Origin of the sequence: Massilia sp. Root351, from assembly GCF_001425045.1 — a bacterium.
GTDB lineage: Bacteria > Pseudomonadota > Gammaproteobacteria > Burkholderiales > Burkholderiaceae_D > Rugamonas.
Map to the genome: position 1 here is coordinate 266,337 of NZ_LMDJ01000036.1, position 23,709 is coordinate 290,045.

24 protein-coding genes are annotated in these 23,709 nt (G+C 66.1%); 8 read left to right on the forward strand and 16 right to left on the reverse strand.

The genetic code is table 11. The annotated features are described in order from the left end of the window. Nucleotides 1–5: 5 nt before the first annotated feature. Complete coding sequence (locus tag ASD15_RS31145; protein ID WP_057158942.1) at nucleotides 6–1,199, reverse strand: methyl-accepting chemotaxis protein; 1,194 nt, start codon at nucleotides 1,197–1,199, stop codon at nucleotides 6–8. Nucleotides 1,200–1,365: 166 nt separating this feature from the next. Between ASD15_RS31145 and ASD15_RS31150 the strand changes: the two genes are divergently transcribed. Beyond that, on the forward strand, nucleotides 1,366–1,971 hold the full coding sequence (locus ASD15_RS31150) for a chemotaxis protein CheD (RefSeq protein ID WP_200954132.1): 606 nt from the start codon (nucleotides 1,366–1,368) through the stop codon (nucleotides 1,969–1,971). Here the strand turns inward: ASD15_RS31150 and ASD15_RS31155 are convergent. The 3 genes from ASD15_RS31155 to ASD15_RS31165 all read right to left on the reverse strand — a co-directional run bounded on the left by ASD15_RS31155 (nucleotide 1,937) and on the right by ASD15_RS31165 (nucleotide 4,052). Beyond that, nucleotides 1,937–2,278 carry a hypothetical protein gene (locus tag ASD15_RS31155; protein WP_057158943.1) on the reverse strand — a complete coding sequence of 114 codons (342 nt, stop codon included), beginning with the start codon at nucleotides 2,276–2,278 and terminating at the stop codon, nucleotides 1,937–1,939. The genes ASD15_RS31150 and ASD15_RS31155 overlap by 35 nt on opposite strands. A gap of 2 nt (nucleotides 2,279–2,280) precedes the next feature. After that, nucleotides 2,281–3,249 (reverse strand): DnaJ C-terminal domain-containing protein, encoded by a 969-nt coding sequence (locus tag ASD15_RS31160; RefSeq protein WP_057158944.1) that lies wholly within the window; start codon nucleotides 3,247–3,249, stop codon nucleotides 2,281–2,283. A 110-nt stretch (nucleotides 3,250–3,359) separates the two neighbouring features. Beyond that, nucleotides 3,360–4,052, reverse strand: a complete 693-nt coding sequence (locus ASD15_RS31165) for a beta/gamma crystallin family protein (protein ID WP_057158945.1) — start codon at nucleotides 4,050–4,052, stop codon at nucleotides 3,360–3,362. A gap of 146 nt (nucleotides 4,053–4,198) precedes the next feature. Here ASD15_RS31165 and ASD15_RS31170 point away from each other — a divergent pair, with 146 nt between their 5' ends. Together ASD15_RS31170 and ASD15_RS31175 are read left to right on the forward strand one after the other, a co-directional pair. Continuing rightward, on the forward strand, nucleotides 4,199–5,587 hold the full coding sequence (locus ASD15_RS31170; RefSeq protein WP_057158946.1) for an MATE family efflux transporter: 1,389 nt from the start codon (nucleotides 4,199–4,201) through the stop codon (nucleotides 5,585–5,587). A gap of 108 nt (nucleotides 5,588–5,695) precedes the next feature. Continuing rightward, nucleotides 5,696–7,912 (forward strand): S9 family peptidase, encoded by a 2,217-nt coding sequence (locus ASD15_RS31175; protein ID WP_057158947.1) that lies wholly within the window; start codon nucleotides 5,696–5,698, stop codon nucleotides 7,910–7,912. Nucleotides 7,913–8,006: 94 nt separating this feature from the next. Here ASD15_RS31175 and ASD15_RS31180 read toward each other — a convergent pair whose 3' ends face one another. From ASD15_RS31180 to ASD15_RS31190, 3 genes are all read right to left on the reverse strand, one after another. After that, nucleotides 8,007–8,198 carry a CsbD family protein gene (locus ASD15_RS31180; protein WP_057158948.1) on the reverse strand — a complete coding sequence of 64 codons (192 nt, stop codon included), beginning with the start codon at nucleotides 8,196–8,198 and terminating at the stop codon, nucleotides 8,007–8,009. A gap of 96 nt (nucleotides 8,199–8,294) precedes the next feature. Then, nucleotides 8,295–8,945, reverse strand: a complete 651-nt coding sequence (locus tag ASD15_RS31185; RefSeq protein ID WP_057158949.1) for a bifunctional 2-polyprenyl-6-hydroxyphenol methylase/3-demethylubiquinol 3-O-methyltransferase UbiG — start codon at nucleotides 8,943–8,945, stop codon at nucleotides 8,295–8,297. Nucleotides 8,946–8,954: 9 nt separating this feature from the next. After that, on the reverse strand, nucleotides 8,955–10,976 hold the full coding sequence (locus ASD15_RS31190; RefSeq protein ID WP_057158950.1) for a M13 family metallopeptidase: 2,022 nt from the start codon (nucleotides 10,974–10,976) through the stop codon (nucleotides 8,955–8,957). A 236-nt stretch (nucleotides 10,977–11,212) separates the two neighbouring features. Between ASD15_RS31190 and ASD15_RS31195 the strand changes: the two genes are divergently transcribed. Then, nucleotides 11,213–12,040 carry an HDOD domain-containing protein gene (locus ASD15_RS31195; RefSeq protein WP_057158951.1) on the forward strand — a complete coding sequence of 276 codons (828 nt, stop codon included), beginning with the start codon at nucleotides 11,213–11,215 and terminating at the stop codon, nucleotides 12,038–12,040. A 172-nt stretch (nucleotides 12,041–12,212) separates the two neighbouring features. After that, nucleotides 12,213–12,494 carry a flagellar protein FliT gene (locus tag ASD15_RS31200; protein WP_057158952.1) on the forward strand — a complete coding sequence of 94 codons (282 nt, stop codon included), beginning with the start codon at nucleotides 12,213–12,215 and terminating at the stop codon, nucleotides 12,492–12,494. A 108-nt stretch (nucleotides 12,495–12,602) separates the two neighbouring features. Here ASD15_RS31200 and ASD15_RS31205 read toward each other — a convergent pair whose 3' ends face one another. Beyond that, nucleotides 12,603–13,832: an aminotransferase class I/II-fold pyridoxal phosphate-dependent enzyme gene (locus tag ASD15_RS31205; RefSeq protein ID WP_057158953.1), complete on the reverse strand. Its 1,230-nt coding sequence runs from the start codon at nucleotides 13,830–13,832 to the stop codon at nucleotides 12,603–12,605. Between the two features lie 226 nt (nucleotides 13,833–14,058). Beyond that, nucleotides 14,059–15,393, reverse strand: a complete 1,335-nt coding sequence (locus ASD15_RS31210; protein ID WP_057158954.1) for a FimV family protein — start codon at nucleotides 15,391–15,393, stop codon at nucleotides 14,059–14,061. Between the two features lie 134 nt (nucleotides 15,394–15,527). Here ASD15_RS31210 and fumC point away from each other — a divergent pair, with 134 nt between their 5' ends. The 3 genes from fumC to ASD15_RS31225 all read left to right on the forward strand — a co-directional run bounded on the left by fumC (nucleotide 15,528) and on the right by ASD15_RS31225 (nucleotide 17,651). Continuing rightward, entirely contained in the window at nucleotides 15,528–16,925 is a 1,398-nt protein-coding gene (fumC, locus tag ASD15_RS31215; RefSeq protein WP_057158955.1) for a class II fumarate hydratase, read from the forward strand. Nucleotides 16,926–16,992: 67 nt separating this feature from the next. Next, the gene (locus ASD15_RS31220; RefSeq protein WP_056403114.1) at nucleotides 16,993–17,229 is read left to right on the forward strand and encodes an RNA-binding S4 domain-containing protein; all 237 of its coding nucleotides are present in this window, start codon (nucleotides 16,993–16,995) and stop codon (nucleotides 17,227–17,229) included. Nucleotides 17,230–17,366: 137 nt separating this feature from the next. Continuing rightward, nucleotides 17,367–17,651, forward strand: coding sequence for a DUF883 domain-containing protein (locus ASD15_RS31225; protein ID WP_057158956.1), 285 nt, complete (start codon nucleotides 17,367–17,369; stop codon nucleotides 17,649–17,651). A 16-nt stretch (nucleotides 17,652–17,667) separates the two neighbouring features. On the opposite strand, the gene ASD15_RS31230 is transcribed toward ASD15_RS31225, so the two are convergent. The 7 genes from ASD15_RS31230 to ASD15_RS31260 form a co-directional block, all read right to left on the reverse strand. Beyond that, nucleotides 17,668–18,132, reverse strand: a complete 465-nt coding sequence (locus ASD15_RS31230; protein WP_057158957.1) for a DoxX family protein — start codon at nucleotides 18,130–18,132, stop codon at nucleotides 17,668–17,670. A 42-nt stretch (nucleotides 18,133–18,174) separates the two neighbouring features. Next, the gene (locus tag ASD15_RS31235) at nucleotides 18,175–19,866 is read right to left on the reverse strand and encodes a DUF692 family multinuclear iron-containing protein (protein ID WP_057158958.1); all 1,692 of its coding nucleotides are present in this window, start codon (nucleotides 19,864–19,866) and stop codon (nucleotides 18,175–18,177) included. A gap of 27 nt (nucleotides 19,867–19,893) precedes the next feature. Continuing rightward, on the reverse strand, nucleotides 19,894–20,160 hold the full coding sequence (locus ASD15_RS31240) for a DUF2282 domain-containing protein (protein ID WP_057158959.1): 267 nt from the start codon (nucleotides 20,158–20,160) through the stop codon (nucleotides 19,894–19,896). A 179-nt stretch (nucleotides 20,161–20,339) separates the two neighbouring features. Continuing rightward, nucleotides 20,340–20,540: a YjfB family protein gene (locus tag ASD15_RS31245; protein WP_057158960.1), complete on the reverse strand. Its 201-nt coding sequence runs from the start codon at nucleotides 20,538–20,540 to the stop codon at nucleotides 20,340–20,342. 52 nt (nucleotides 20,541–20,592) lie between these two features. After that, nucleotides 20,593–21,138 carry a molybdopterin-guanine dinucleotide biosynthesis protein B gene (mobB, locus tag ASD15_RS31250; protein ID WP_057158961.1) on the reverse strand — a complete coding sequence of 182 codons (546 nt, stop codon included), beginning with the start codon at nucleotides 21,136–21,138 and terminating at the stop codon, nucleotides 20,593–20,595. A gap of 11 nt (nucleotides 21,139–21,149) precedes the next feature. Continuing rightward, nucleotides 21,150–21,977: a general secretion pathway protein GspB gene (locus ASD15_RS31255; RefSeq protein ID WP_057158962.1), complete on the reverse strand. Its 828-nt coding sequence runs from the start codon at nucleotides 21,975–21,977 to the stop codon at nucleotides 21,150–21,152. A 2-nt stretch (nucleotides 21,978–21,979) separates the two neighbouring features. Next, entirely contained in the window at nucleotides 21,980–23,677 is a 1,698-nt protein-coding gene (locus tag ASD15_RS31260) for an ExeA family protein (RefSeq protein WP_057158963.1), read from the reverse strand. Between the last annotated feature and the right edge of the window lie 32 nt (nucleotides 23,678–23,709).

The following is a 23,709-nucleotide window of genomic DNA, read 5'->3' on the forward strand; positions in this document are numbered from 1 at the left end:
ACTCCTTAAAAAAACGTAACTTCATCGGCCGGCGCGGGCAGCGCCGCCGGCTTGGCGCGCTGCGGGGACGCGGACGGCGGCGCCGGCGGCGCGGCCCGGCTGTCCAGCGCATACTCCTCGGCCATGGCATAGGTTTTTTCCAGCTCGGCCAGCAAGCCGGCGGCATCCAGCGGCTGCAGGCGGCGGTCCTGCTCGAAGCCGGCGCAATGCCGTTCCAGCGCCGCGCGCAGCAAGTCGATGTTCTGCTTCACATGGCTCATGATCTGGGTCACGCGGTCCTGGAACTGCAGCTGCACCAGCGCCTCGCCCACCTCGTACTGGATGCCGACGCTTTCTTCCTTCAGCAGATTGCTGGACTGGACCAGCGCGTCGGTGACACCGCGGAAACCGCTCAGTACACCGGCAATCGCCTGTTCGGACACGCGCATCGACTCTTCTTCCAGCGCGCCCGACTGCTGCGCCGCCTGCGCCGTGGCGACAATGGCATTGCTCACCAGGGCCACCTTTTCGGCGATGCGGCGGCCGGTATCGGCCGACTGGTTGGACAGCATGCGCACTTCCTTGGCCACCACGGCGAAACCGCGTCCGCGCTCGCCGGCGCGCGCCGCCTCGATGGCCGCGTTCAGCGCCAGCAAATTGGTCTGGGCGGCGATACTGGCGACGTCGGCCGCCATTTCCTTCAGTTCGCGCACGAACAGGCCCAGGCCGTTCACCTTGTCCAGCATGGCGGCCTTGCTTTCGGTGGCCGAACGCAGCGAGGCGACCACGCCTTGCAGCTCGCGCTCGCTGTTGGCAAACACCGTCACCAGGCCGTCGCCGCCGTCCATGGACGCGGTGGCGACGCTGGCGGCGCCCACGGCCTGGTCCAGCCGCTCCACGATGCCGCCGAAACGGCCGGCCAGCGCGGCCACCGCCTCATCCATCTGCGCAATTGAATTCTCGATATGGCGCGACCATACCGGCGCGACCGACACGCCGAGCGCGCGCTGCCCTTCCAGGTAATCGTCCACCGACTGGTTGAAGGTGCTTTGCATGGCGTTGAAATACAGCCCGCTGGCGTAGCCGCAAGCCACCAGCAGCAACACGGTGAGGCCGCCGGCCAGGCTGAAACCGCTGAAGGCCAGCACCGCGAACGCCGCCAGCAGCGCCAGCGACAGCGGAAGGAACAGGCAGGCATGGCTGCGTACGAAATTTTTCACTGCCGGGATTCTCCTGGGGATACGCTGCCCGTCCAGCCGGGTGAAGTCGCCAGCAAACTGTATCCACCAGGGAACTGCCTGTAACCTGTACTTTGGTACAGTGTGGAATTCCTGCATGCACCAAAGTACAAGTTACAGCGGCCCGCTGCTGCCTTTAGAGTGGGTCATGGCTAGAAATAACGACATCATCGACATCTTCCTGCTGCCCGGCGAATACTTCGTGGGCGGACCGGAATACCGCATCCGCACCCTGCTAGGGTCATGCGTGTCGATTACCCTGTGGCATCCGGCACGGCGGGTCGGCACCATGTCGCATTTTCTGTTGTCGGCGCGCAACTCATCGAAGGATCCGGGCTTGAACAGCCGTTACGGGGAAGAGGCGCTGGAACTGATGCTGGCCGAATTGCGCGCCATGGGGGTGGACCCGGCCGAGTGCCAAGCCAAGATATTCGGCGGCAGCCAGATGTTCCCGGGGCGGGACGACCAGAAGGCCAGCAACATCGGGCGCCAGAACGGCGAGGTGGCGCTGCGCCTGCTGCGCGCGCACGCCATCCCGGTGGTGTCCGAAAGCCTGTACGGCGTCGGGCACCGCAGCATCATCTTCGATATCCGCAGCGGCAATGTGTGGAGCCGCCAGGCGCAGCCGGAGGAAAGCGCTTCGGCTGCCGGCAAGCCGGCGCTGCGGGAACCGAAGTTCGCCGAGGCCAGGCCGGGCGACAGCAAGGCGGGCGAAACCGCTACGGGGCTCCCGCGCTGTGCAGTCTTGACTTGAGCCGCCGCACTTCCTCGCACAAGTCCACCACCAGCGCCGCCAGTTCCTCGTCGGCCTCGAAATCGCGCTCCACGCGCAGCAGGTGGAGCGCGCGCCGCAGTTCGCCGCTGGCGAAGCGCCACGCGTGCGGCGGGGCCGCCGTGGCCGCGCCTGCCGCGTCCACCACGATAGGGGCCGCCGTCACGCTGCAGAGCAGCGCGCCGCTGCTGACATGGCGCACCACCCAGTCCGGCTCCACGGCGCAGGCACGCGCCAGCTCTTCCAGTGTCAGCGCAGCCTCGTCCAGCAACTCACCATGAATCTGCATAATCAAGCTCCCATGCCGGCGCGCGGGTTGAAGTCCAGCTCGCGCGCCATGGTTTCGTACAGCTGGCGCGCGCGCTCGGTGTCGGCGGGCGGCAGCACCAGTTCCAGCATCAGGTAAAGATCGCCGCCGGCCGCGCCGGATTGCGCCTGCGCGCGCGACGGCGGAATGCCGCGCCCCTTCAGGCGCAGCTTGCGCCCGCCCTGCGACTTGGGCGGCACCGCCACCGTGACGCGGCCGGACGGCGTGGGCACGTCGATTTGCGCACCCAGCGCCGCCTCCCACGGCGCCACCGGCACCGTCTGGTAGACGTCGCGTCCTTCGATGCGGTAGCGCGCGTGGTGGCGGAAGCGGATTTCCAAATACAGGTCGCCGGCCGGCGCGCCGCCGCTGCCCGGATGGCCCTGGCCGGACAGGCGCAGCTGCTGGCCTGCGGTGATGCCTTGCGGGATGTTCACGTCCAGGGTGCGCTCGCGCGTGACGGTGCGGCCGTGCGCGTCCTCCTCCTGCAGGCGGACGCTGACGGTGCGGCTGGCGCCGTGGTAGGCGTCGGCCAGGTCGATTTCCAGCGCGGCGTGGCTGTCCCCGCCGCGCTGCTGCATCGGCCGGCCCCGGCCCCGGTTGCCGCCGATATTGGCGAACAGGTCGGCGAAGAAGTCGCTGTCGAAGCCGGCGCCGCCCGGCGCGCGGCCGCCGCCCATGCCGCCCATATTGCCCCAGTCCGGCGGCGGACGGAATTCCTGGCCGGCGCGGTACTGGCCGTTGTTGCCCAGCGCGTCATAGGCGGCGCGTTTTTCCGCGTCGCCCAGCACGCCGTAGGCTTCGTTCAATTCCTTGGTTTTCTTGTCCGCGTCCGCTTCCTTGCTGACGTCCGGATGGTATTTGCGCACCAGCTTGCGGTACGCCTTCTTGATCTCGTCGGCGCTGGCGGTCTTGGAAACGCCAAGCGCATGATAGTAGTCCTTGTATTCCACGATGGAGTGTCTCCAGGCAGCCCTGTCAGGTCCAGATTACAAGGAATCGCGCGCGGCCAGCGCGCGATTTGAACCGTTGGCCGGCCTGCCAGGAGCGCGGTTGGCCGCGGTTAGCGGATACGGCGCAGCGACGACGGCTTGTCGTTCATCGGCCCCAGGTTGTCGTAGCGGCCCGGGCCGTAGACGACGCACTGGCCGCCGAAGTTGTCGTGTTCGCACAGTTGCCACTGGCCTTCGTGGATGACCATGGAACTGGCGCGGTCGTTGAAGTCGGTGGCGCGGAAACTGCGGGTTTCGCCCTGGAAGGACACGCGGCGGCCTTCAAAGCGCGCGTGTTCGAACAGTTCGATCGGGTCGGGGCGGTAGCCGCCCTGGCGGTCATCGTGGCGGTCGCGCCATTCTTCGCGGCGCGCCTCGCGGCGTTCGTCGCGATCATCGCGGCCGTCACGGTCGCGGTCGCGGAACCCGCCGCCGCCGCGTCCGCCACGCTCCACCTGGCGCAGCGAGGAAATGCTGTTGTTGAAGCGGCGCAGGTCGTTGTGCTCGCCGCGCTCGAACACGGCGCAGTAGCCGCCGAAGTCCTTGTGCTCGCAAACTTCCCACACGCCCGAATGCACCACCAGGCTGGAAGTGCGGTCGTTGAAGCCGGCCGCGCGCAGGTCGCGCGCACCGTCGCGGATGGTCACTTCTTCGCCGCGGAAATTGTCGCGCGAGAACAGCGTGATTTCGCCGGCCTGGGCGGCGGCGAACTGGCTCAGCAGGGCGGCCGCGCAGGCCAGGGTCTTGATGCTAGTGCGTTTCATGGGTCTTAGCTCCGTAATATTCTTCTCATCCAGCGGATCGATGCCTTCTATCAACGATTTAGCTGGAGCATCAGCCTACACGACTGTGTAACAAATTCCTACTGCACCGAGTAGAATCGTTGCTTTAGTCCTAAGATTTCCTCCCCATGCCGACCACTTTCACCCTCTCCAGCATCCGCACCGAAGCCGCCGCCCTGTGGAAGCTGGCCTGGCCGGTGCTGGTGGGGCAGCTGGCGACGGTGGGCATGGCGGTGGCCGACGTGGCCATGACCGGCCACGCCAGCGCCAGCGAACTGGCCGCCGTGTCGCTGGGCGCGTCGATCTGGTCCATCATCCTGGTCACCGTCAGCGGCACCATGATGGCGGTTAACAGCGTGGTGGCGCACGAGGTGGGCGCCGGCGCCTTCGGCACCATCCCGCACTCGGTGCGCCAGGCCCTGTGGAAGGCGCTGGGCGTGGGCGTGATCGCCGCGCTGCTGGCCAACCTGGCCACCTTGCTGTTCAACCACCTGTACCTGGCGCCCGAGATCAATGCGCGCGCCTCGCTGTTCGTGCACATCATCAGCCTCGGCCTGCCGCCGTTCGCCGCCTACCGCGCGCTGTACGGCTATTCCACCTCGATCAACGAGACCAAGCCGGTAATGGTGATCGCCCTGCTCGGGCTGGTGTTCAACGTGATCGTCAACTGGCTGCTGATCTTTGGCCGCTTCGGCCTGCCCAAGCTGGGCGGCGTCGGCTGCGCCGTGGCCACTGCCGGCTGCATGTGGCTGATGCTGGGCGCCATGATCCTGTGGATACGCCACGCCCCCGCCTACCGCCAGACCTACCCGTTCACGCACTGGGAATGGCCGCACTGGCCGGAAATCCGCAGCATGCTCAAGCTCGGCCTGCCGATCGGCGTCACCTATTTTGCCGAAGTGAGCGCCTTCGGCGCGGTCAGCCTGCTGGTGGCGCGCTTCGGCGTGGTGGAAGTGTCGGCGCACCAGATCGCGCTGAACTTCGCCTCGCTGGTGTTCATGGTGCCGCTCAGCTTCGGCATCGGCCTGATCACGCGGGTCGGCCAGGCCATGGGCGAAGGCAACCCGGCGCGGGCCCGCTTCGCGTCCTGGGTGGGGGTGTCGATGTCGCTCATCTTCGCCTTGCTGTCGGCCCTCTTCATCGCACTGTTCCGGCACCAGATCGCCGCCGCCTACACCTCCGACGCGGCGGTGCAGGCGCTGTGCGCCCACCTGCTGCTGTTCGCCGCGCTGTTCCAGCTGTCCGACGCGGCCCAGGTGGCCTGCTCCTGCGCCATCCGCGGCTACAAGGTCACGCGCCAGCCGATGCTGATCCAGCTGCTGGCGTTCTGGGTGTTCGCGCTGCCGCTGGGCTACCTGCTGGGGCTGGCGCCGCCATGGGCGCCCTTCGTCCCCGCCGCGCCCATGGCCGCCAGCGGCTTCTGGATCGGCCTGGTGCTGGGCCTGACCATCGCCGCCGTGCTGCTGACCGGCTTCCTGAACCGGCTGTCGCTGCAGCGCCTGCACGCATCCGCTTGAGGACGCTGCGCGCGCCGAATGAACCACGGTTTTTCGGCGCGTTTTCCAAATCCAAGCAATGCGGCACTCTGGTATTGTCTTGCCCACTTGAACATTTCGGGATCTTCCATGCGCTTTATCCTCTCCTTCCTGGCACTGGCGGCGGCCATGCCCGCCTACGCTGAACGTTTGACGCTGGACCGCATCTATGGCGACCAGGCCCTGGCCGGCGCCGGCGTGCGCAGCCTCAAGGTGTCGCCCGACGGCGCCCGCGTGACCTTCCTGCGCGGCCGCGACGACAACCAGTACCAGCTGGACCTGTGGGAATTCAACATGAAGGACAAGACCCAGCACCGCCTGGTGGACTCGAAGACCCTGGTGCCGGAAGAGAACCTGTCGGACGCGGAAAAAGCCAAGCGCGAGCGCGAGCGCACCGCCAGCCTGAAAGGCATCCTGAGCTACAGCTGGTCGCCGGACGGCAAGCAGCTGCTGGTGCCGATCGCCGGCAACCTGTACCTGATCGACACCGCCAAGCCGGACGCGGCGCGCCTGGTGGCGTCCGGCGCCGTGCTGGACCCGAAGATTTCGCCGCAGGGCCGCTACGTGTCCTTCGTGCGCAGCCAGAACCTGTTCGTGATCGAGCTGTCCACCGGCAAGGAGCGCCAGCTGACCACCGACGGCGGCGGCCTGATCCACAACGGCGAAGCCGAGTTCATCGCCCAGGAAGAAATGGGCCAGCGCACCGGCTACTACTGGGCGCCGGACGACAGCGCCATCGCCTACAAGCGCTACGACGACAGCCCGGTGCCGGTGGCGCGCCGCTTTGAGATCTACGCCGACCGCACCGACGTGGTCGAGCAGCGCTACCCGGCAGCGGGCGACCCCAACGTGACGGTGCAGCTGAAGATCGTCTCGCCGGTGAGCGGCGAGACGCGCGACGTCGACCTGGGCAGCAACCCGGACATCTACCTGGTGCGCGCCGACTGGAGCGCCAACAGCAAGGCCCTGCTGTTCCAGCGCCAGAGCCGCGACCAGAAGACCCTGGAACTGATCTCGGTGGACGCCGCCTCGCTCAAGCAGCGCGTGCTGATCACGGAAAAAGCCGACACCTGGACCACCATCCACGACGACCTGCGCTTCCTGAAAAACCGCGACGCCTTCATCTGGTCGTCCGAGCGCAGCGGCCGCAACCACCTGTACCTGTACAGCCTGGACGGCAAGCTGCTGCACGCCATCAGCAAGGGCGAATGGGGCATCGACAACGTGCTGGCGGTGGACGAGAAGGCCGGCAAGGTCTACGTCGCCTCCAACCGCGACGCGGTGGTCGACAAGCAGACCTATGTGCTGGCCCTGAACGGCAGCACGGCCGACAAGCCCAAGCGCATCACCCAGGGCGACGGCTGGCACGACGCCGCGTTCTCGCGCAACGGCGAAGTGTTCGTCGACACCTATTCCAACCCGAGCACGCCGCCGCAGGTCAGCATCCGCCGCCCGGACGGCAGCATGGTCGACTGGCTGGAACAGAACGAACTGAACGACAAGCACCCGTACGCCAAGTTCAAGGCCGACCACCTGCCGACCGAGTTCGGCACCCTGCCCGCGAAAGACGGCCAGACGCTGCACTACGCCATCATCAAGCCCTACAAGTTCGACGCCAGCAAGCGCTACCCGGTGTACCTGTCCACCTACGGCGGCCCGCACGCGCAGCACGTGGCGCGCAAGTGGGGCAACTACTTCGACCAGTACATGGCGCAGCAAGGCTTCGTGGTGTTCCGCCTGGACAACCGCGGCTCTTCGCGCCGCGAGCGCGTGTTCACCGACGCCAACTACAAGCGCCTGGGCACGGTGGAAGTGGAAGACCAGCTGGCCGGCGTAGAATGGCTGAGCAAGCAAAGCTACGTGGACGCCAAGCGCATCGGCGTGTTCGGCTGGAGCTATGGCGGCTTCATGACCTTGCGCCTGCTGTCGCAAGCGTCCGACAAGATCGCCATGGGCGTGTCGGTGGCGCCGGTGACGGACTGGAAACTGTACGACACCCACTACACCGAGCAGTTCATGAGCACGCCGAAGGACAACCCCGAAGGCTACAAGCAGAGCAGCATCTACGCCCACGTGGACGGCCTGAAATCGCCGCTGCTGCTGGTGCACGGCATGGCCGACGACAACGTGCTGTTCACCAACACCACGCGCATGATAGACGCGCTGGTCAAGCGCAATGTGCACTTCGAGCTGATGACCTACCCGGGCGCCAAGCACGGCATCTCCGGCACCACCAGCCAGCGCCACGTGTACGGCAACATCGAAGCCTTCTTCAAGAAGAACCTCAAGCCCGAAACGATTCAGTAAAGTAAAAAGGGGTCAGGGTTAATTATCCGTACGGATAATTAACCCTGACCCCATATTGCTGCCTGGAAGCCCGCGTGATGCGGGCTTTTCCGTTTTAGCGGTTGCCGCGGTCGATGGCGTCCTTGACCGCTTCCTTGGCGTCGCCTACGCCTTTCTGCAGCTTGCCTTCGGATTGCTTGGCCAGGCCCTTGGCCTGCTGTTCGGAGCTGCCTACCAGTTCGCCCACTTCCTGCTGAACTTTACCGGCGATGTCTTTCGCTTTGCCTTTGACTTGGTCCTTGTTCATGATGCTCTCCTTGGTTGGTTAGGCTCACACGCAGATGCGGTGTGCTGGAGTGCATCGTAGCCCCCGGTCCCCCATGCTTCTGTACGCTCGCGCACACTAAGCGGACATTGGCTTGCGCCACAAGCTGGCCAGCCAGGGCTGCTGTTCACGCGGCAGGCCGGGCGGACGGTAGTAGTGGCCCAGCGCCTCGAAGCCGGCGGCGGTCAGGTACCGTTCCCAGGTTTCATAATCGTAGTAGCTGCCGTAGCGCGGGCCGTTCCAGCCTTCGCGGTTGTCGCCGCGCGGGTTGGAACTGAACAGTACGCCATCCGGCTTGAGCGCGGCGTGCAGGCGCAGCAGCACGTCCGGCAAGGCGGCGCTGGGGACGTGGAACAAGGAGGCATTGGCAAAGATGCCGTCGAACTCGCCGGGCGGCAAGTCGAGCTGCACGAAGTCCTGCTGCCACACTTCGCAGCCGCTCCAGGCGCGCGCCATGCGCACGAACTCGGCCGAGCCATCGACCCCGACTGCACTGTGGCCCAGCCCGCTAAAGGTCTTGAGGTCGCGCCCCGGGCCGCAGCCCAGGTCGAGGATGCGGTATGGGGCGCTGGACCGGATGGCGCCCAGCAGCGCAGACACATTCTGGCTGACGTCGTGGTCGCGCGTGCCTTCGAAAAACTGCTGCGCACTGTGCTCGTAGTGCTGCAGCGTGGCCTGCGTGATCTGCGTGATCTGCTTGAGTTGCTTGATGTCGTTATCCGGTTCCATGCCCCTACTTTACCAGACGCGCACGCGCTGCTGCGGCGCCAGGTACAGCTGCTGGTTGGGCTGGACGTTGAAGGCCTTGTACCACGCGTCCAGGTTGCGCACGGTGTAGGTGCGCCATTGGGCCGGGGCGTGGCCGTCCGTCATCACCTGGCGCCGCAGCGACGGTTCGCGCGTCACGGTGCGCCAGCCTTGCGCGTAGCCGAGGAAGAAGGCGCGGTCGTCGGCTTGCGGGTTGGCGATCTTGAACGCGTCGTAGGAAGCCGCCAGGCCGGCCAGGTCGGACAGGTTTTCGCTCAAGGTCAGCTGGCCGTTGATGGCCAGGTCCGCGAACGGTTTGTAGCCGCTGTACTGCGCCACCAGTGCGCCCGAGGCGGTCTTGAAGTGGGCCGCGTCGGCCGGGGTCCACCAGTCGCGCAGGCGGCCTTCGGAGTCGAACTGGGAGCCGGCGTCGTCGAAGCTGTGGCTGATTTCGTGACCGATGATGGCGCCGATGGCGCCGTAGTTTTGCGCGTCCGGCCCCTTCGGATCGAAGAACGGCGGCTGCAGGATGGCGGCCGGGAAGTTCAGCGCGTTCTGCATCGGCATGTTGACGGCGTTGACCAGTTGCGGCGGCATGCACCACTCCTTGCCATCCACCGGCTGGTTCAGCTTGGCCAGCTGCTGGACGTAGCGCAGGCGCGAGGCGCGCCCGGCGTTGCCGTAGGCGTCGTCGGCCTTGACCGCCAGCTGGGCGTAGGAGGTGAATTTGTCCGGATAGCCGACGCCGACGTACAGCGCGTCCAGCTTGGCGTGCGCTTCCTTGCGGGTGGCCGGCGCCATCCAGTCCAGCCGGTCGATGCGGCCGTGGAAGGCGTGCACGATGTTGGCCACCATTTGCTGCAGCTTGGCCTTGGCTTCGGGCGGGAAATATTTGGCGACGTACATCTTGCCGACGGCGTCCGGCATGCCATGGTTGACGGCGTCCAAGCCCCGCTTCCAGCGCGCGGCCATCTGCGGCGTGCCGCCCAGGGTGCGGCCGTAAAAGTCAAAATGCTGCTCGCTGAACGCTTGCGGCAGGTGCGCGGCATTGGTGTTGATGGTGTGGAAGGCGAGGAAGTCTTTCCACGCGTCCAGCGAACATTCCTTCAGCAGCGCGGCCACGCCCACCACGGCGCCCGGATGCCACAGCATGAACTGTTGCTGGCGGCCCAGGCCGGCAGTGTGGAAGAACAGCTTCCAGTCCATGCCCGGCGCCTTCTTCGCGAAGTCGGCGGCGCGCCAGGTATTGTTGGCCTTGAGCACGTCGGCCGAGTCTTCGCGGCTGGCGTGGGTCAGCGCCAGCTTGCGCTCCAGTTCGTATACGCGCGCGGCGCGGGTTTCCGGGTCGCTATAGCCGGCCAGCTTGAACATGGCGGCGATGTGGGCCTGGTAGGCGGTGCGCAGCTTGTGCATGCGCTCGTTGTCTTCCAGGTAGTACACCCGGTCCGGCAGACCCAGCCCGCCCTGCAGCAGGTAGGGCATGTTGCGCTTGGGCTCGTTCAAACCCTGCGCCACCCACAGGCCCAGGATGTTCTCGGTGTGGAATTCGGTGTTGTTGAGCGGATCGACGTCGGCGCGCAGCGTGGCGGCCAGCGCGCGGGTCAGCTCGGTCTTGTCTTTGATGGCGGCGATCTTCTTGAGCGCCGGCTGCATGGGCGCCAGGCCCCTGGCCTCGATGGCGGCCTCGTCCATGAAAGCGCGATAGTAGTCGCTTACTTTCAGCGCTTCGGCGTCGGCCTGCTTGTCGCCCGGCACCGCTTCGACCAGCTTGATGATGCGCTGGTTGGTTTCCTCGGCCAGCTGGGCCATGGAACTCCAGCTGCCACGGTCGGCCGGGATCTGGGCGGACTTCAGCCAGTCCGCATTGGCGTAGGCAAAGAAATCGTCGCCAGGCTGCACCATGGCGGCGGCGGGGACGGCAGGCGTCTCCGCCGGGCCCGCGCAGGCAGGCGCGATGGCCTGCAGCGCGCCGGCCAATGCGAAGCTGAGTACGGTCTTGATGGGTGCGTGCATGTTCCTGTTTCCTGTTGTTGTGTTTTTGGTCGGCGTGGTACGCCAGCATCCACTCTAAGCAAGTGCCCGCCGGGATGCGAGCGTTGTGCGACAGGCTGCAGATTCCAGGGATGCGCTGCAGAATACAGGGAATGCTGTGCGTCAATGCTACGCCCGGCATAAAAAGGCCACAAAATTGGGGCGAATCGCTATATAGTTCACCTACAGCAACGCACATAAAACCAGGAGAGCCCCCTATGAAACTTGAAGCCCTTTTCCAGAACCCGACTGCGTTGCCCACGGCTCCCAAGGTTGTTGAAGAACTGATCAGCAGCTTCGACAAGGCCAGCGTTTCGACCGAAGAAATCGCGAAAAAATTGTCCACCGACCCAGTGCTCAGCGCCAAGCTGCTGCGCCTGGCCAACTCGGCCTACTACCACGTCTCGCGCAGCATCGGCACCGTCGAGGACGCCGTGCTGATGCTGGGCTTCGTCACCGTGCGCACGCTGGTGATCAGCTCCGGCCTGGTGAGCGGTTTCAAGACCGTGCCCGGCCTGGACCTGAAACAATTCTGGCGCTACAGCCTGTACACCGCAGTGTCGGCCAAGTGGATTGCCAAAAAGACCAAAGAGAACACCGACCTGGCGTTCACCATCGGCATGATGCACGCCATCGGCCAACTGGTGATGCACGCCGCCATGCCCGAGCAAGCCATGCAGCTGGACAAGGTTGCCGGTCCGCTGGACTCGCGCCGCCTGGATGCCGAGCAAGCGTCGCTGGCCTACACCTTCGCCGACGTGGGCGCGGAACTGGCCAAGCGCTGGAAGTTCCCGGAAGCGTTCTCCGAGACCATCATGGCCTTCCCCGACCCGATGAACCACGAGCACGGCACCCGCCTGGCCGGCATCATCCACCTGGCCGCCTGGCGCGCGCGCGTGGAAGAGAACAAGCTGACCGACGAGGAAATCGAAGCCTGCTATCCGACCGAGATCGCCGAGGAACTGGGCCTGGAGCCGAACGCGCTGATCGACGACATGCCGCCGCCTAGCGAACTGAGCGCTGGCCTGGAAGAACTGGTCAAATAAAGCCCTGCCTGCCAGCCGCCGGCCGGCGCCGCCCTTCGGGGCCGCGCCGGCCTTGTTTTTTTGCCTATCCCAAAACTATTTTCAAATTATTTTTCAAAAACCCTAAAGTTCCCGAAACGCATGACGTTAATCCAGACAAGCAGTAATCCATTTTTACTTTTCAGGATGCGCCATGACCTCCAACGAAGTCCTCTCGATGTACGAAAATGTTGCCAGCCTGACCAATAACATGGCCATGGCAGCACGCGCGAGCGACTGGGAGAGCCTGGGCCGCCTGGAAAAGCAGACTGCGATGGCAACCGCCACGGTTGCTGCCGGCGCCACCGTCGCCCCGCTGGACGGCGCAGCGCGCCAGCGCAAGATTGACCTGCTGAAGCAAATCCTGGCCAACGACCGCGCCATCCGCGACGTGACCGAACCCTGGCTGAACCGCACGCCCGGCATGGCCCAGTAGCATGGCCCAGTAAGCCGTCCACGCCCCAACGAAAAAAAAGCGCCTCACGGCGCTTTTTTTTGCCTGAGAGGAAAATGGAGCCTGACCCCATTTTCCCTTCTGACAATATTACCGGCTGATTGCTACGCGCAGGGACAAGGCGATGCCCTTGGCGGCCTGGCGGATTTCGTCCAGCGAGGGGAAGCTGGGGGCGATGCGGATGTGGCTGTCGTCCGGATCGTTGCCGTAGGGGTAGGCGGCGCCTGCCGGGGTCAGCGTGATGCCGGCTTCTTTCGCCAGCGCGATGGTGCGCTTGGCGGCGCCCGGCGGGGTCACCAGGTCAATGAAGTAGCCGCCTTTCGGACGGGTCCAGCTCACACCTTCCACTTGCCCCAGGTATTCCTCGAATTGCGCCAGCACGATGTCGAACTTGGGCTTGAGCAGCGCGCGGTGCTGTTCCATCAGCGCTTCCACGGTGGCCTTGTCCTTCAGGAAGCGCACGTGGCGCAGCTGGTTGACTTTGTCCGGGCCAATGCTGCGGATGCCGGCGTGCTTGCTCCACCAGGCGATGTTGGCCGGCGAAGCGGCCAGCGCGGCTACGCCGGAGCCGGCCCAGCTGACCTTGGAGCTGGAGGCAAACACGATGGCGCGGTCCGGCTGGCCGGCCTTGGCGCACTCGTCCAGGATATTGGCCATGCCGATCTTCTCGTCGCCCAGGTGGTGGAAGCGGTAGGCGTCGTCCCACATCAGGCGGAAGTCGGGGGCGGCGGTTTTCATGGCGGCCAGGCGGCGCACGGTTTCGTCCGAGTAGACCACGCCGCCCGGGTTGCTGTACTTGGGCACGCACCACATGCCCTTGATGCTGGCGTCGGACGCGACCAGGCGTTCGACCAGGTCCATGTCCAGGCCGTCGTCGGTCATCGGGATGTTGATCATCTTGATGCCGCGCTGCTCGCAAATGGCGAAGTGGCGGTCGTAGCCCGGCACCGGGCACAGGAAGCTGACCGGCTGGCCGGACGAGATCCATGGCGCATGGCCGGGCACGCCCAGCAGCAGGCTGTAGACGACGACGTCGTGCATCAGCGACAGGCTGGCGCTGCTGTCGACCACCACTTGCGCAGCCGGCACGTCCAGCAGTTCGGCGAACAGGGCGCGCGCTTCCGGCAGGCCCACGCCCCCGCCGTAGTTGCGGGTGTCGGTGCCGTCGCCGGCGGCGTAGCCGTCCAGCGCGGCCATCAGCTGGTTGGACAGGTCCAGTTGCTCGGGCGCGGGCTTGCCGCGCGACATGTCAAGTTTCAGGCCGAGTTGCTTGAATGCGTCGTATTGCGACGCGATGGTGGCGGAAGTTGCGGTGCTCATGATGCCTTTCCTATGGATTGAAAGCGGGTGCGCAGTGCGCGGGCACCACCCAGCGCCTGTCGCCAGGCGGGAGCGCTGGCTATGCTGACAAGAAAGGAACGGAAAGAATGCTGAAGAGCGGCGGCCGGGTCAGTCGCCGGGATAGTCATGCTTGCGCATGCCGGGATGGCAACCCGGCGAGTATAGCGCGTTTTGCGCACCGCCGCCGGCACCGCTCGCATGGTGCTTATTCCTTCTCGGGTATAGCCTCGTCCGCCACTGCGGCTTCCGGCGCGGCGGCGCTCTTGTTCCTGCGCCAGCCTTGCCACACTTTCAGGGGCTCGGTGGAGAATTTGATCTTCTTGCGGCGAATCAGATAGGCCAGCAGGCCGCCGGCCAGCGCCAGCAGCAGGACGCCGCCCACCACCATGGTGGTGGTGTTGATGCCGCCGGCCTCGCGCTTTTTCTTGCCGTTGACCTTAGGCGGCGCGGAAGGCGGAATGACCGTGCCTGCCTTGTTGGCCGCTTCGGCCGCGCCGGCGGCTGCCGATGCTGCCGGGGCGGCTTGGGGACCTGGCGCCGGCGCGGACGCGGCGGCATTGGCGGCATTGACGGCAGATGCAGCGGAAGACGCAGCTGGTGCTGCGGCCACTGCACCGCCCTGCCCCAAAGCCGCCTGCAATTGCTTGACCTTGTCTTCCAGGTCCACCAGCTTGGTCTTCAGCTCGGCATTGGTCTGGTCCAGCGCCACGCACTGCTGAGCTTCGGCGTCGGACTGGCCGGGTGCGCAAACGCCGGCCTTGGCCGCACCGGTTTTGCTCCTGGCCACGCGCGGCTCAGACCCAAGCTTGATCGGTACCGCCGCCGGGCCCGGCTTGACCTCGGCCGCAGGCGGCGGCGTGAAAGCGGCATCGCCGGCGGCATCGCGCGCGGCGTTGGCTGCGGCGCGCATCCTCGCGGCGCGCATGGCAGCTGCGCGGTTGGCTGCCGCCTGGGCTTCCTGGGCGGCGCGCTCGGCGGCGGACGGTGCGGCGGCGGGGCCGACGCCGGCGTCGACCGCTAACGGCGGTGCGGTTTGCGGCCGTGGCGCGGCAGCGGCAAGCGCAGCGGCTGAACCGGTAGAAGCAGGCAGCGCAGGCGCCGCGGAGCGCACCGGCGGCGGCTCCGGCGTCAGCCACAGCGTGGCGGAACGCACGCTGGCGCGGCTGCCCGCACCCAGTTCAAGAAAGAGATGCACCAGTTCGGCGTCCAGCGGCTGCAACGTCGTTAAATGCAAAAACTGCCGGTTGTCCCGCCTGACCACCGACATGCGCAGCGACGACAGCGCCGGATGCATGCGCACGTTGGCGCCCAGGTAGATATTCTGTCCGGCCAGCCTGACCTGCACGCCCGCCTGGTCCTCCGGCGTCAGCATCACCAGCTCAATGTCGGCCGACAGCTGCTGCCCGATATGCGAGCGCACCACCACATCGCCCAGCTCTGCCGCTGGCGCGATGGACGGCAAGGCAGCGCACGAGAAGGCGGCCGCCAGCACGATGGCGCCGGCGCGGCGGGCGGGAAAACGGTAAGGGCTACGCTGCATGTATTCGGGGTCGCTAGGCTGCGAATTTCTAAAGTGTAACAGTCTTAACGGCTGGAATTCCCGGTTTTGAAGTCCTGCGCCGGAATTTGGACTCTGCGCTACACTAATTGCATATTCCATCACGAGAGGCATCCATGAGTACCCGTTCCGAGCGAGACAGTTTTGGCCCGATCGACGTCCCCGCAGATAAACTGTGGGGCGCGCAAACCCAGCGCTCGCTGGAACACTTCGCCATCTCCACCGAACGCATGCCGCCCGAGCTGATCAATGCGCTGGCCAGCGTCAAGCGCGCCGCCGCCCGCGTCAACTTCGACCTTGGCCTGCTGGACGAAGCCAAGGCCTCGGCCATCACCCAGGCGGCGGACGAAGTATTGGCCGGCCAGCACGCAGGCGAATTCCCGCTGGCCGTGTGGCAAACCGGTTCCGGCACCCAGTCCAATATGAACATGAACGAAGTGCTGGCCAACCGGGGTTCGGAAATCCTGGGCGGCGAGCGCGGCGAACAACGCCTGCTGCACCCGAACGACCATGTGAACATGGGCCAGTCGTCCAATGACATCTTCCCCACCGCCATCCACGTGGCCTCGGCCAACGCCCTCGCCCACGCCGTGCTGCCCGCGCTGCGCGACCTGCGCGCCACGCTGGACGCCAAGGCCAAGGCCTTCGCCGATATCGTCAAGATCGGCCGCACCCACCTGCAGGACGCCACGCCGCTGACCCTGGGCCAGGAATTCTCCGGTTACGTGGCCCAGCTGGACTACGCCGACCTGGCCATTACCGCCGCCCTGCCCCCGCTGCTGGAACTGGCCGCCGGCGGCACGGCAGTGGGCACCGGCCTGAACGCGCACCCGGAATACGCCACCCGCATCGCCGCCGAGCTGGCCGACCGCTTGCAGCTGCCGTTCGAAACCGCCGACAACAAATTCGCCGCCCTGGCCGCGCACGACGCGCTGGTGGCCGCCCACGGCGCCATGAAAACCCTGGCCACGGCGCTGATGAAAATCGCTAACGACGTGCGCTGGATGGCCTCCGGCCCGCGCTCGGGACTGGGCGAGATCACCATCCCGGAAAACGAGCCGGGCAGCTCCATCATGCCGGGCAAGGTCAACCCTACCCAGTGCGAAGCCGTTACCATGCTGTGCTGCCAGGTGTTCGGCAACGATGTCGCCATTACCGTGGGCGGCGCCTCCGGCAACTTCGAGCTGAACGTGTACAAGCCGCTGATCGCGCACAACTTCCTGCAAAGCGCGCGCCTGCTGGCCGATGGCATGCGCAGCTTCGACCATCATTGCGCGCAGGGCATCGAGGCCAACCTGGGCCGCATCGGCGAGCTGATGGAACGGTCGCTGATGCTGGTCACTGCGCTGGCGCCGCATATAGGCTATGATCGCGCCGCGCAAATTGCCAAGAAGGCGCAGCACGACGGCACGACATTGAAGGAAGCAGCGCTGGCACTGGGCTTCGTCAGCGCGGAACAGTTCGACCAGTGGATCGTGCCGCTGGAGATGACGCAGCCCAGCGCCAGGGCTTGAGCCTGTGCGCTTCGGCTGAATTTTTTGATAACTGAACAACACGTCATCGCGACAAAGGATAAAATAAATGCAAAAGGTTAGTTTTGAACTGACGTCGGAATTCATCGAACTGAACCAGCTGTTGAAAAACGTGGGCCTGTGCGACAGCGGCGGCGCCGGCAAGGTGCTGGTGGCCAGCGGCCAGGTGAAAGTCGACGGCAAGCAGGAATTGCGCAAGACCTGCAAGATACGCGCAGGTCAGCAAGTCAGCGTAGGCGATGTGCGCATCAGCGTCGAGGGTGACAGCGGCGCAGACGGCGCTTGATCGGGCTTGAGTGGCAAGGCAGGAATCGCAATTGCAATATTTCTTGCATTTGGGCAATCAATCGCTAAGCTGAAGGTGGAGCAGGCTGTGCCTGTTCCGCACAGTGATGTTGCTCAACCAGCAGGAGGGGGATCGCCATGGACGGCCCTGAACACAAGCTGCAAACCCAGGAGCGCCTGATCGGCGATTTGCGGCAAGTGATTGAAAACGCGGAAGAACTCCTGAAAAACACCGACCAGCACACCAGCGCGCTGTACCAAAACGCGCGAGCGAAGCTCACCCAGGCGCTGCAGGCCGCCACCGAAGAACTGGCGCGTTTCGAAGACGCGCAACTGGCGCGCATGATCGCCGCCACCCATGCCGCCAGCTTGCAGCACCGCGACAGCAGCGGTGAAGCCAAGCTGATGCGCGCGTTCCGCTAACCGTTCCTTGCCACCGTCAATCCGGCCGTTTCTTCCCGATCAATGCATCGAGCGAAAAACGGCCCGGACCGAAGGCCACCACGACCAGCAGCATCGCTCCCCAGTAAAAATGGTCATTGATGGCCGCCGGGCATTCAAAGCTGAACAGCTGTGGATAGGAAAGCACGGCCATGGCATTGACGAAGAACAGCGCCAGCGCGGCCGGACGCGAGAACAGCCCGACAAACAGCAGCAGCGGCAGCACCAGTTCGCCGCCGGTGCCCATGTAGGCAGCCAGGTCCGGCGGCAATAGCGGCACCTGGTATTCATCGTGGAACAGCGCCAGCGTCGTGCTCCAGTCGTTCACTTTGGTCAGGCCGGCTTTCAGAAATTGCCAGCCGACGTACAGCCGGACCGCCAGGCTGGCCAGCGAGCCGCCCCATGCGCTCAGCGCGGCGTCGTAGCGGGTGGACAGGCGATGCAATGCAGACAGGTTTTTCATGTCAGTCTCGATTCCAGGTTGGGGCAGCCAGCGGCTGCGGTATCAATGCGTGAGCGTGGCGCCCGGCGTGCGGATCGCACTGAACACGGCGTGGTCCAGCCATTGCTGCAAGTGCGCGGCGACGTCGAACGCTTCGTCCTGCTCGAACGCGGCGTCCAGCGCGGCGCCGAAATTGCCGCCGCCCTGCAGCACCGCCAGCGCGGCGTGGCCTGCGCTGCCGAGCGGCAGCACTGCGGTTTTCCAGCTGGCGCGGGTGATGAGCGCAAAACCGCGGATCTCCATGCTGTCCGGGAACGGCGGGCCATCAGACTGGTGCGCCAGCCACAACTGCACCACGTTCCAGCCGGATGCGAACAGGCTGCATGCGCGGCGCAGCGCCAGGTGCGCCTGTTCCAGTTGCTCGGGCGGGACGGCGGCCAGATCGGCAGCCGGCACCGCGGGCGAGTCGGCCGCATAGTGGGCGCGGTGCAGCGCCCATTCGAGCCTGGCCATGTCGGGCAGGTATGGGAGAGCGGCGGTGTGCGGGAAGTCTGCAAGGAAGCCGGCAAAGCCGGCGCCGAACTGGTTCAGGTCGCCGCTGGAGGACGGGTGCGCGCGGCCGTATTGCCCGCTCAGGCCGCCGAAGAATTCTTCGCCCACCAGCTGGGCAATCACCGGATAGGCGGTGGCCAGGGTTTTGTGCCAGCTGACGGCCAGATTGCCGCGATACAGAGCGTAGCGCTGCTCGTTGGCATCGCCCCGGCAGGCCGCCAGCACAGGGCCGGCATCGGCGACGTCGAGCAAGCCGGCGGCGAAAGCTTGCTGGCTACCGGCCAGCTTGGCCAGCCCGCCCGGCACTGCGGGCGCGCGGCCATCGCTCCGCCGCACGTCCGGCAGCGGCAGCCGCACTTGCCGTGGCCCGGCGGCCCATCTCTCAGCCATTGCGCGCGCTTTGCCGGCCTCGCCCAGCAGCACGTCGAGCTCGGGAATATCGGTATCCCACTCGATCAGCGTGGGCAGCCAGCCGAAGCGGCGCAGAGCGGCTTCGTACAATGCCCAAACCGGCTCGGCCACCGCCGCACCATGGTGGTCGATCACCGCGTCCGGCGTCACCAGGTGGCCCGCAAGGTGGATTTCGCCCACCGTGCCGGGTGCGATCGCGGCTAGCGCAGCGAGCGCGTCCTCGCCGTGATTGCATTGGTTCACATAAAGATTGTTGATGTCCAGCAGCAGCCCGCAACCGGTCCTCTGCGCCAGCGCCGCCATGAACTCGGCCTCGCTCATGGCGTCGCCGCGAAAGCGTAGATAGGTGGACACATTTTCCAGCAGTATCGTGCGTTGCAGCCTGTCCTGCACGCGATGCACTCGCTCGCACAGCAGATCCAGCGCGGCGCCGTCAAGCGCCAGCGGCAGCAAGTCATTGAGGTGGCGGCCGGCCACGGCTCCCCAGCACAAGTGCTCGGACACCAGTGCCGGCTGCACCGCCCGCACCAGCTCGCGCACGCGGTCCAGGTGCTCTTCGGAGAAGCCGCGCGCCGAACCCAGCCCCAGCCCCACGCCGTGCAGGCTCACCGGATAGTCGCGCCGCAAGTCCTGCAGCACGTGCCAGTCCCAGCCGCCCCGGTCGAGATAATTCTCGGTGTGTACTTCCAGCCACCCGGCCGTGGGCCGCTGCTCCAGGAAGCGGCGATAATGCTGCGCCCTCAGGCCAACGCCAACGCCCAGCGCGGGGGATGGATGGGCGTCGTGCGGCATGGCGGTGGCTCCGGGCGGCAGGGGCGATTACTTGGCTGGCGCGGTGGTCTTGCCGCCGGCTTTTTCGCAGGTGCCCTTGGCCACATATTTCCACTCGGTAGGCGCGTTGTCGGCTTTGGCCTGGCCGGCGCAGGAGTGGGTGCCATTGGACGAAGCACAGTCGTTCTGGCCGGCTTTGGCGATGCCGTAGCATTTTTCCTTGCCGGCGGCAGGTTCCATGGCCGAGGCGGACACGGTGGCGGCGCTGCAGACGGTTGCCAGGGCAGCGGCGATCAGGGCTTGACGTTTGTTCATGACTATCTCCTAAGGATAAGTAGGGTTATCGTTCTTGATGCGCAGAAGTCTGCGGCTGAAGCATAGTCGCGCACCGAGTTCGCATCCTTACATATTTTTTTGAATTCACAAAAGAAAAAGCCCGGCATCACCGAGCGGTGTCTCCGGGCTTGCTGGCGCGCGAGGAGCGCGGCGGCGGTCTACGCCGTGGTGTTGATGGTGTTGCCGAGGTTGGAAGGCAGGTTGGATGCCTTCGGTACAGGAGGGATCGCTTCGATCAGCGCCTGTGCGCTCGATGCCTGGACGTCCTGGGCTTTTTTCTGCACGGCCAAGGCCACGTCCTGCTTGAGGCCGGTGTCGGCGATACTGGTTGCTACGCGTGCAATTCCTGAAACGTCCATGACATCCTCCACTATGGGCTATCCCCTGTTTACGGGCGCTTTTGTGAAAGCTTTAGGGGGCCGGCGAAATAATTTTCACGCGTTGCCGCAGCCAGGCCAGGATGGCCGGCGGATTATTCAAATCCAGCCAGGCCAGGCCGTCGCGCAACTGGTCCGGCGGCGGCTGGTCGGAGGCCACTGCCGCGATGCGCGGGTCGGACGGGTACAGCGGCGGGCGCCCCGTTTCCGGGCGGTACACCTCCAGCTTGTAGTAGGGATAAGACTTGAAGCCTTCGACCAGGGTCAGGTCGGCGGGCGCCATGCGCGCCAGCTGCTCGTACAGCGTGGGTTCCGGGGCGCCGCGCAGCTCCTGGATAATGGCAAAGCGGTACGGGGAGGCCACCATCACTTCGGCCGCGCCGGCCATGCGCAGGCGCGCGGAATCCTTGCGCGGCGGCTCCAGCTCCAGGTCGTGGTGGCTGTGCTTGATGACATTGACGCGCAGGCCCAGCGCGGCCAGCTGCGTCACCAGCAGTTCCAGCAGCGTGGTCTTGCCGCTGCCGGAGGTGCCGACGATGCCGATAACGTTGCCGGGAAGTTCGGGGAAATGTGGATGCATCAGAAGTTCTTTCAGTACGGCACGCGGTAGCGGTAGCCCTTGAAGGTGAAGATGGCCGCTTTCGGCAGCAGCTTTTCCAACACCAGGCCGGGGGCGACCTCCTCGCCTTCGCGGCGCAGGATTTTGTCGATCAGCACCAGGCGGTCGGCCGGGTTCTTGGAATACATATAGCCGCCCATGGTGATCGGCGGGATGCTGCGCTGTATCGGCTCCGGCAAGTCGCGCAGCAGTTGGACCGGCTCTTCCGTGACTTCGGCGACAGCGGCTGGCGCGGGTTTCGCCGGCGCAGGCTTCACCGCTTCGGCAGCGGCTAATTGAGCGGGAAGCGGCGCCGGAGCTGCCTGCACTGGCGTGGCAGCCTGCGGCAGCGCGGCCGGTCCGGCCACGGCAAGCTTGGCGGCGGGCGGCGAGGCCGGCATCCCGGCAGCAGCGCCTGGCGGCGGCGCTGGAGGCTCGGCGGGCGGCGCAACCGCAGGCGCAACGGCGGCGGCAGGCGCCGGCGCCGATGCAGCAGCAGCAGCAGCAGCAGCAGCAGCAGCAGCAGCAGCAGCAGCGCCAGTGCCGGGCGCGGCAGGCACTGCCGCCACCGCTGGCGCCTGGCCAACAAGCGCGGCGGGTACCGGCGCGGCAGGGGCGGCAGGAGCGGCTTGCTCGCGCCATGCCAGCGCGGCCGCGCCGGCAATGACCACCGCTCCGGCGGCCAGCGCCAGTGGCTTCCATGGCAGCCCTGGCGCGCGGCGGGTTGCCACCGCATCCAGGGTGGGCGCGTGGATGGTCGGCGTGGCGCCCAACTGGCGTTCCGCTTGCGCCTTCTTGAGCGCTTCAAGTATGTACGACATGATTATTTCCCCGCCACGGCCACGCCGGGCTTAGCCGGCGCCAGCAGGCGCGGTTCGTTCACGCCGCCCAGCCGGTTCAGCCTGATAAAAGTCTTCGGCCCCGCGACACCGTCCGCCTTCAAGTTCTGGCTGAGCTGAAATTCGCGCAGCAGGCGCTGGGTTTCCGCGTCCATGGGCCGGTTTTCCGGCGGCGTGCGGGCGCCGCTCAGCGCCGCCAGGCGCTTGGCCAGCCAGTCCACGTCCGGTCCCTGCTGGCCGGCCGACACCTCGTCGCGCCATGCACGCGGCGCGCGCCACAGCGTAACGAAGGTGCCGTCAAAGCGGCCGGCCAGCGCCTCCAGCCGCACGGTTTCACGCTTGCCGGCAATTTCCAGCGTGGCGCCCTGCCCGTCCATCGCAGTCAGCACTGCGTAGCGCGGCGCCACCGGGTCATCGATCAGTTTCAGCACCGCCGGGCGGTCCAGCAAGCGCAAATCGTCCAGGCCGCCTTTGCCGAACAAGCAGCGCAAGTTCAGTTTCGCGGCGGCCGGGCAGAATTCGCCCGCCGGCACAGCCTGCCCCCACAGCGTAGCCATCTGCCGCAGCGCAAGCTGGACACTTGCCGCCGCGTTCGCAGCGGCGCCAGCAGCCGGGCTTGCAACCAGGGGCGCACCCGGCGCCGGCTGCAATGCGGCGACTGGCGTGCCGGAAGCCGCCGGGGGCGGCGGCGTTGCGGCGGAAGGCGCGGCTGCAACCGTCGCCAGCCCCGTCCTGTCAGGCACCACAACCGTCACCGGGTGCGACATCAGTTGCCAGGCGGCGGTGGCGGTCAAGGCCGCACCCGCCAGCACGCCGGCGGCGACGGCCGGCCACAGGCGCTTGGCCGGCGCCGTACCGGTCTCGGTGGCGAACACCTCGGCGGCGGCGCGGCGCAGGATGGTGCGCGTGACTTGCGGCGCGTTTTCGACATAGGCGCCCAGCATGGCGCGGTCGCACAGCAGGTTGATGCGGCGCGGCACGCCCTTGGTCAGCTGGTGAATCTGCGGCATCAGGCTGGCCGGGAACGGCGCCGCGCCAACCGAGCCGGCCACCGCCAGCCGGTGTCCGATGTAGCTGCCGGTTTCCGCCACGGACAGCGAACCCAGGTGATAGCGCGCGATCACGCGCTGCGCCAGCTGCTCCAGCTCGGGCCGGGCCAGCATGGCGCGCAGCTCGGGCTGGCCGATCAGGATGATCTGCAGCAGCTTGCGCTCGCTGGTTTCCAGGTTGGTCAGCAGGCGCAGCTGCTCGAGCACGTCGGCCGACAGGTTCTGCGCCTCGTCGATGATCAGCACATTGTTGCGGCCCTGCGCGTGGCTCTCCAGCAAGTGCTGGTTGATGCCGTCCACATAGGCTTTGACACTGACCGCGCCGGCTCCCTGCGGCGCCAGCGTAATGCGGAATTCATCGCAGATCGACAGCAGCAGCTCTTCCACGGACAGCTTGGGATTGAAGATGTAGCCCAGCTGGCAATTTTCAGGAATCTGTTCCATGAAGCAGCGGCACACGGTGGTCTTGCCGGCGCCGATCTCGCCGGTCAGCAGCACGAAGCCGCCGCCGCTGCCCACCCCATACAGCAAGTGCGCCAGCGCTTCGCGGTGGCGTTCGCTCATGTACAAATAGCGCGGGTCGGGCGCGATGGAAAACGGCGATTGTTTCAGGTTGAAAAATTGCGTGTACATGTAGTCCCTGGATGAACGCCCGGCCAAGCCCG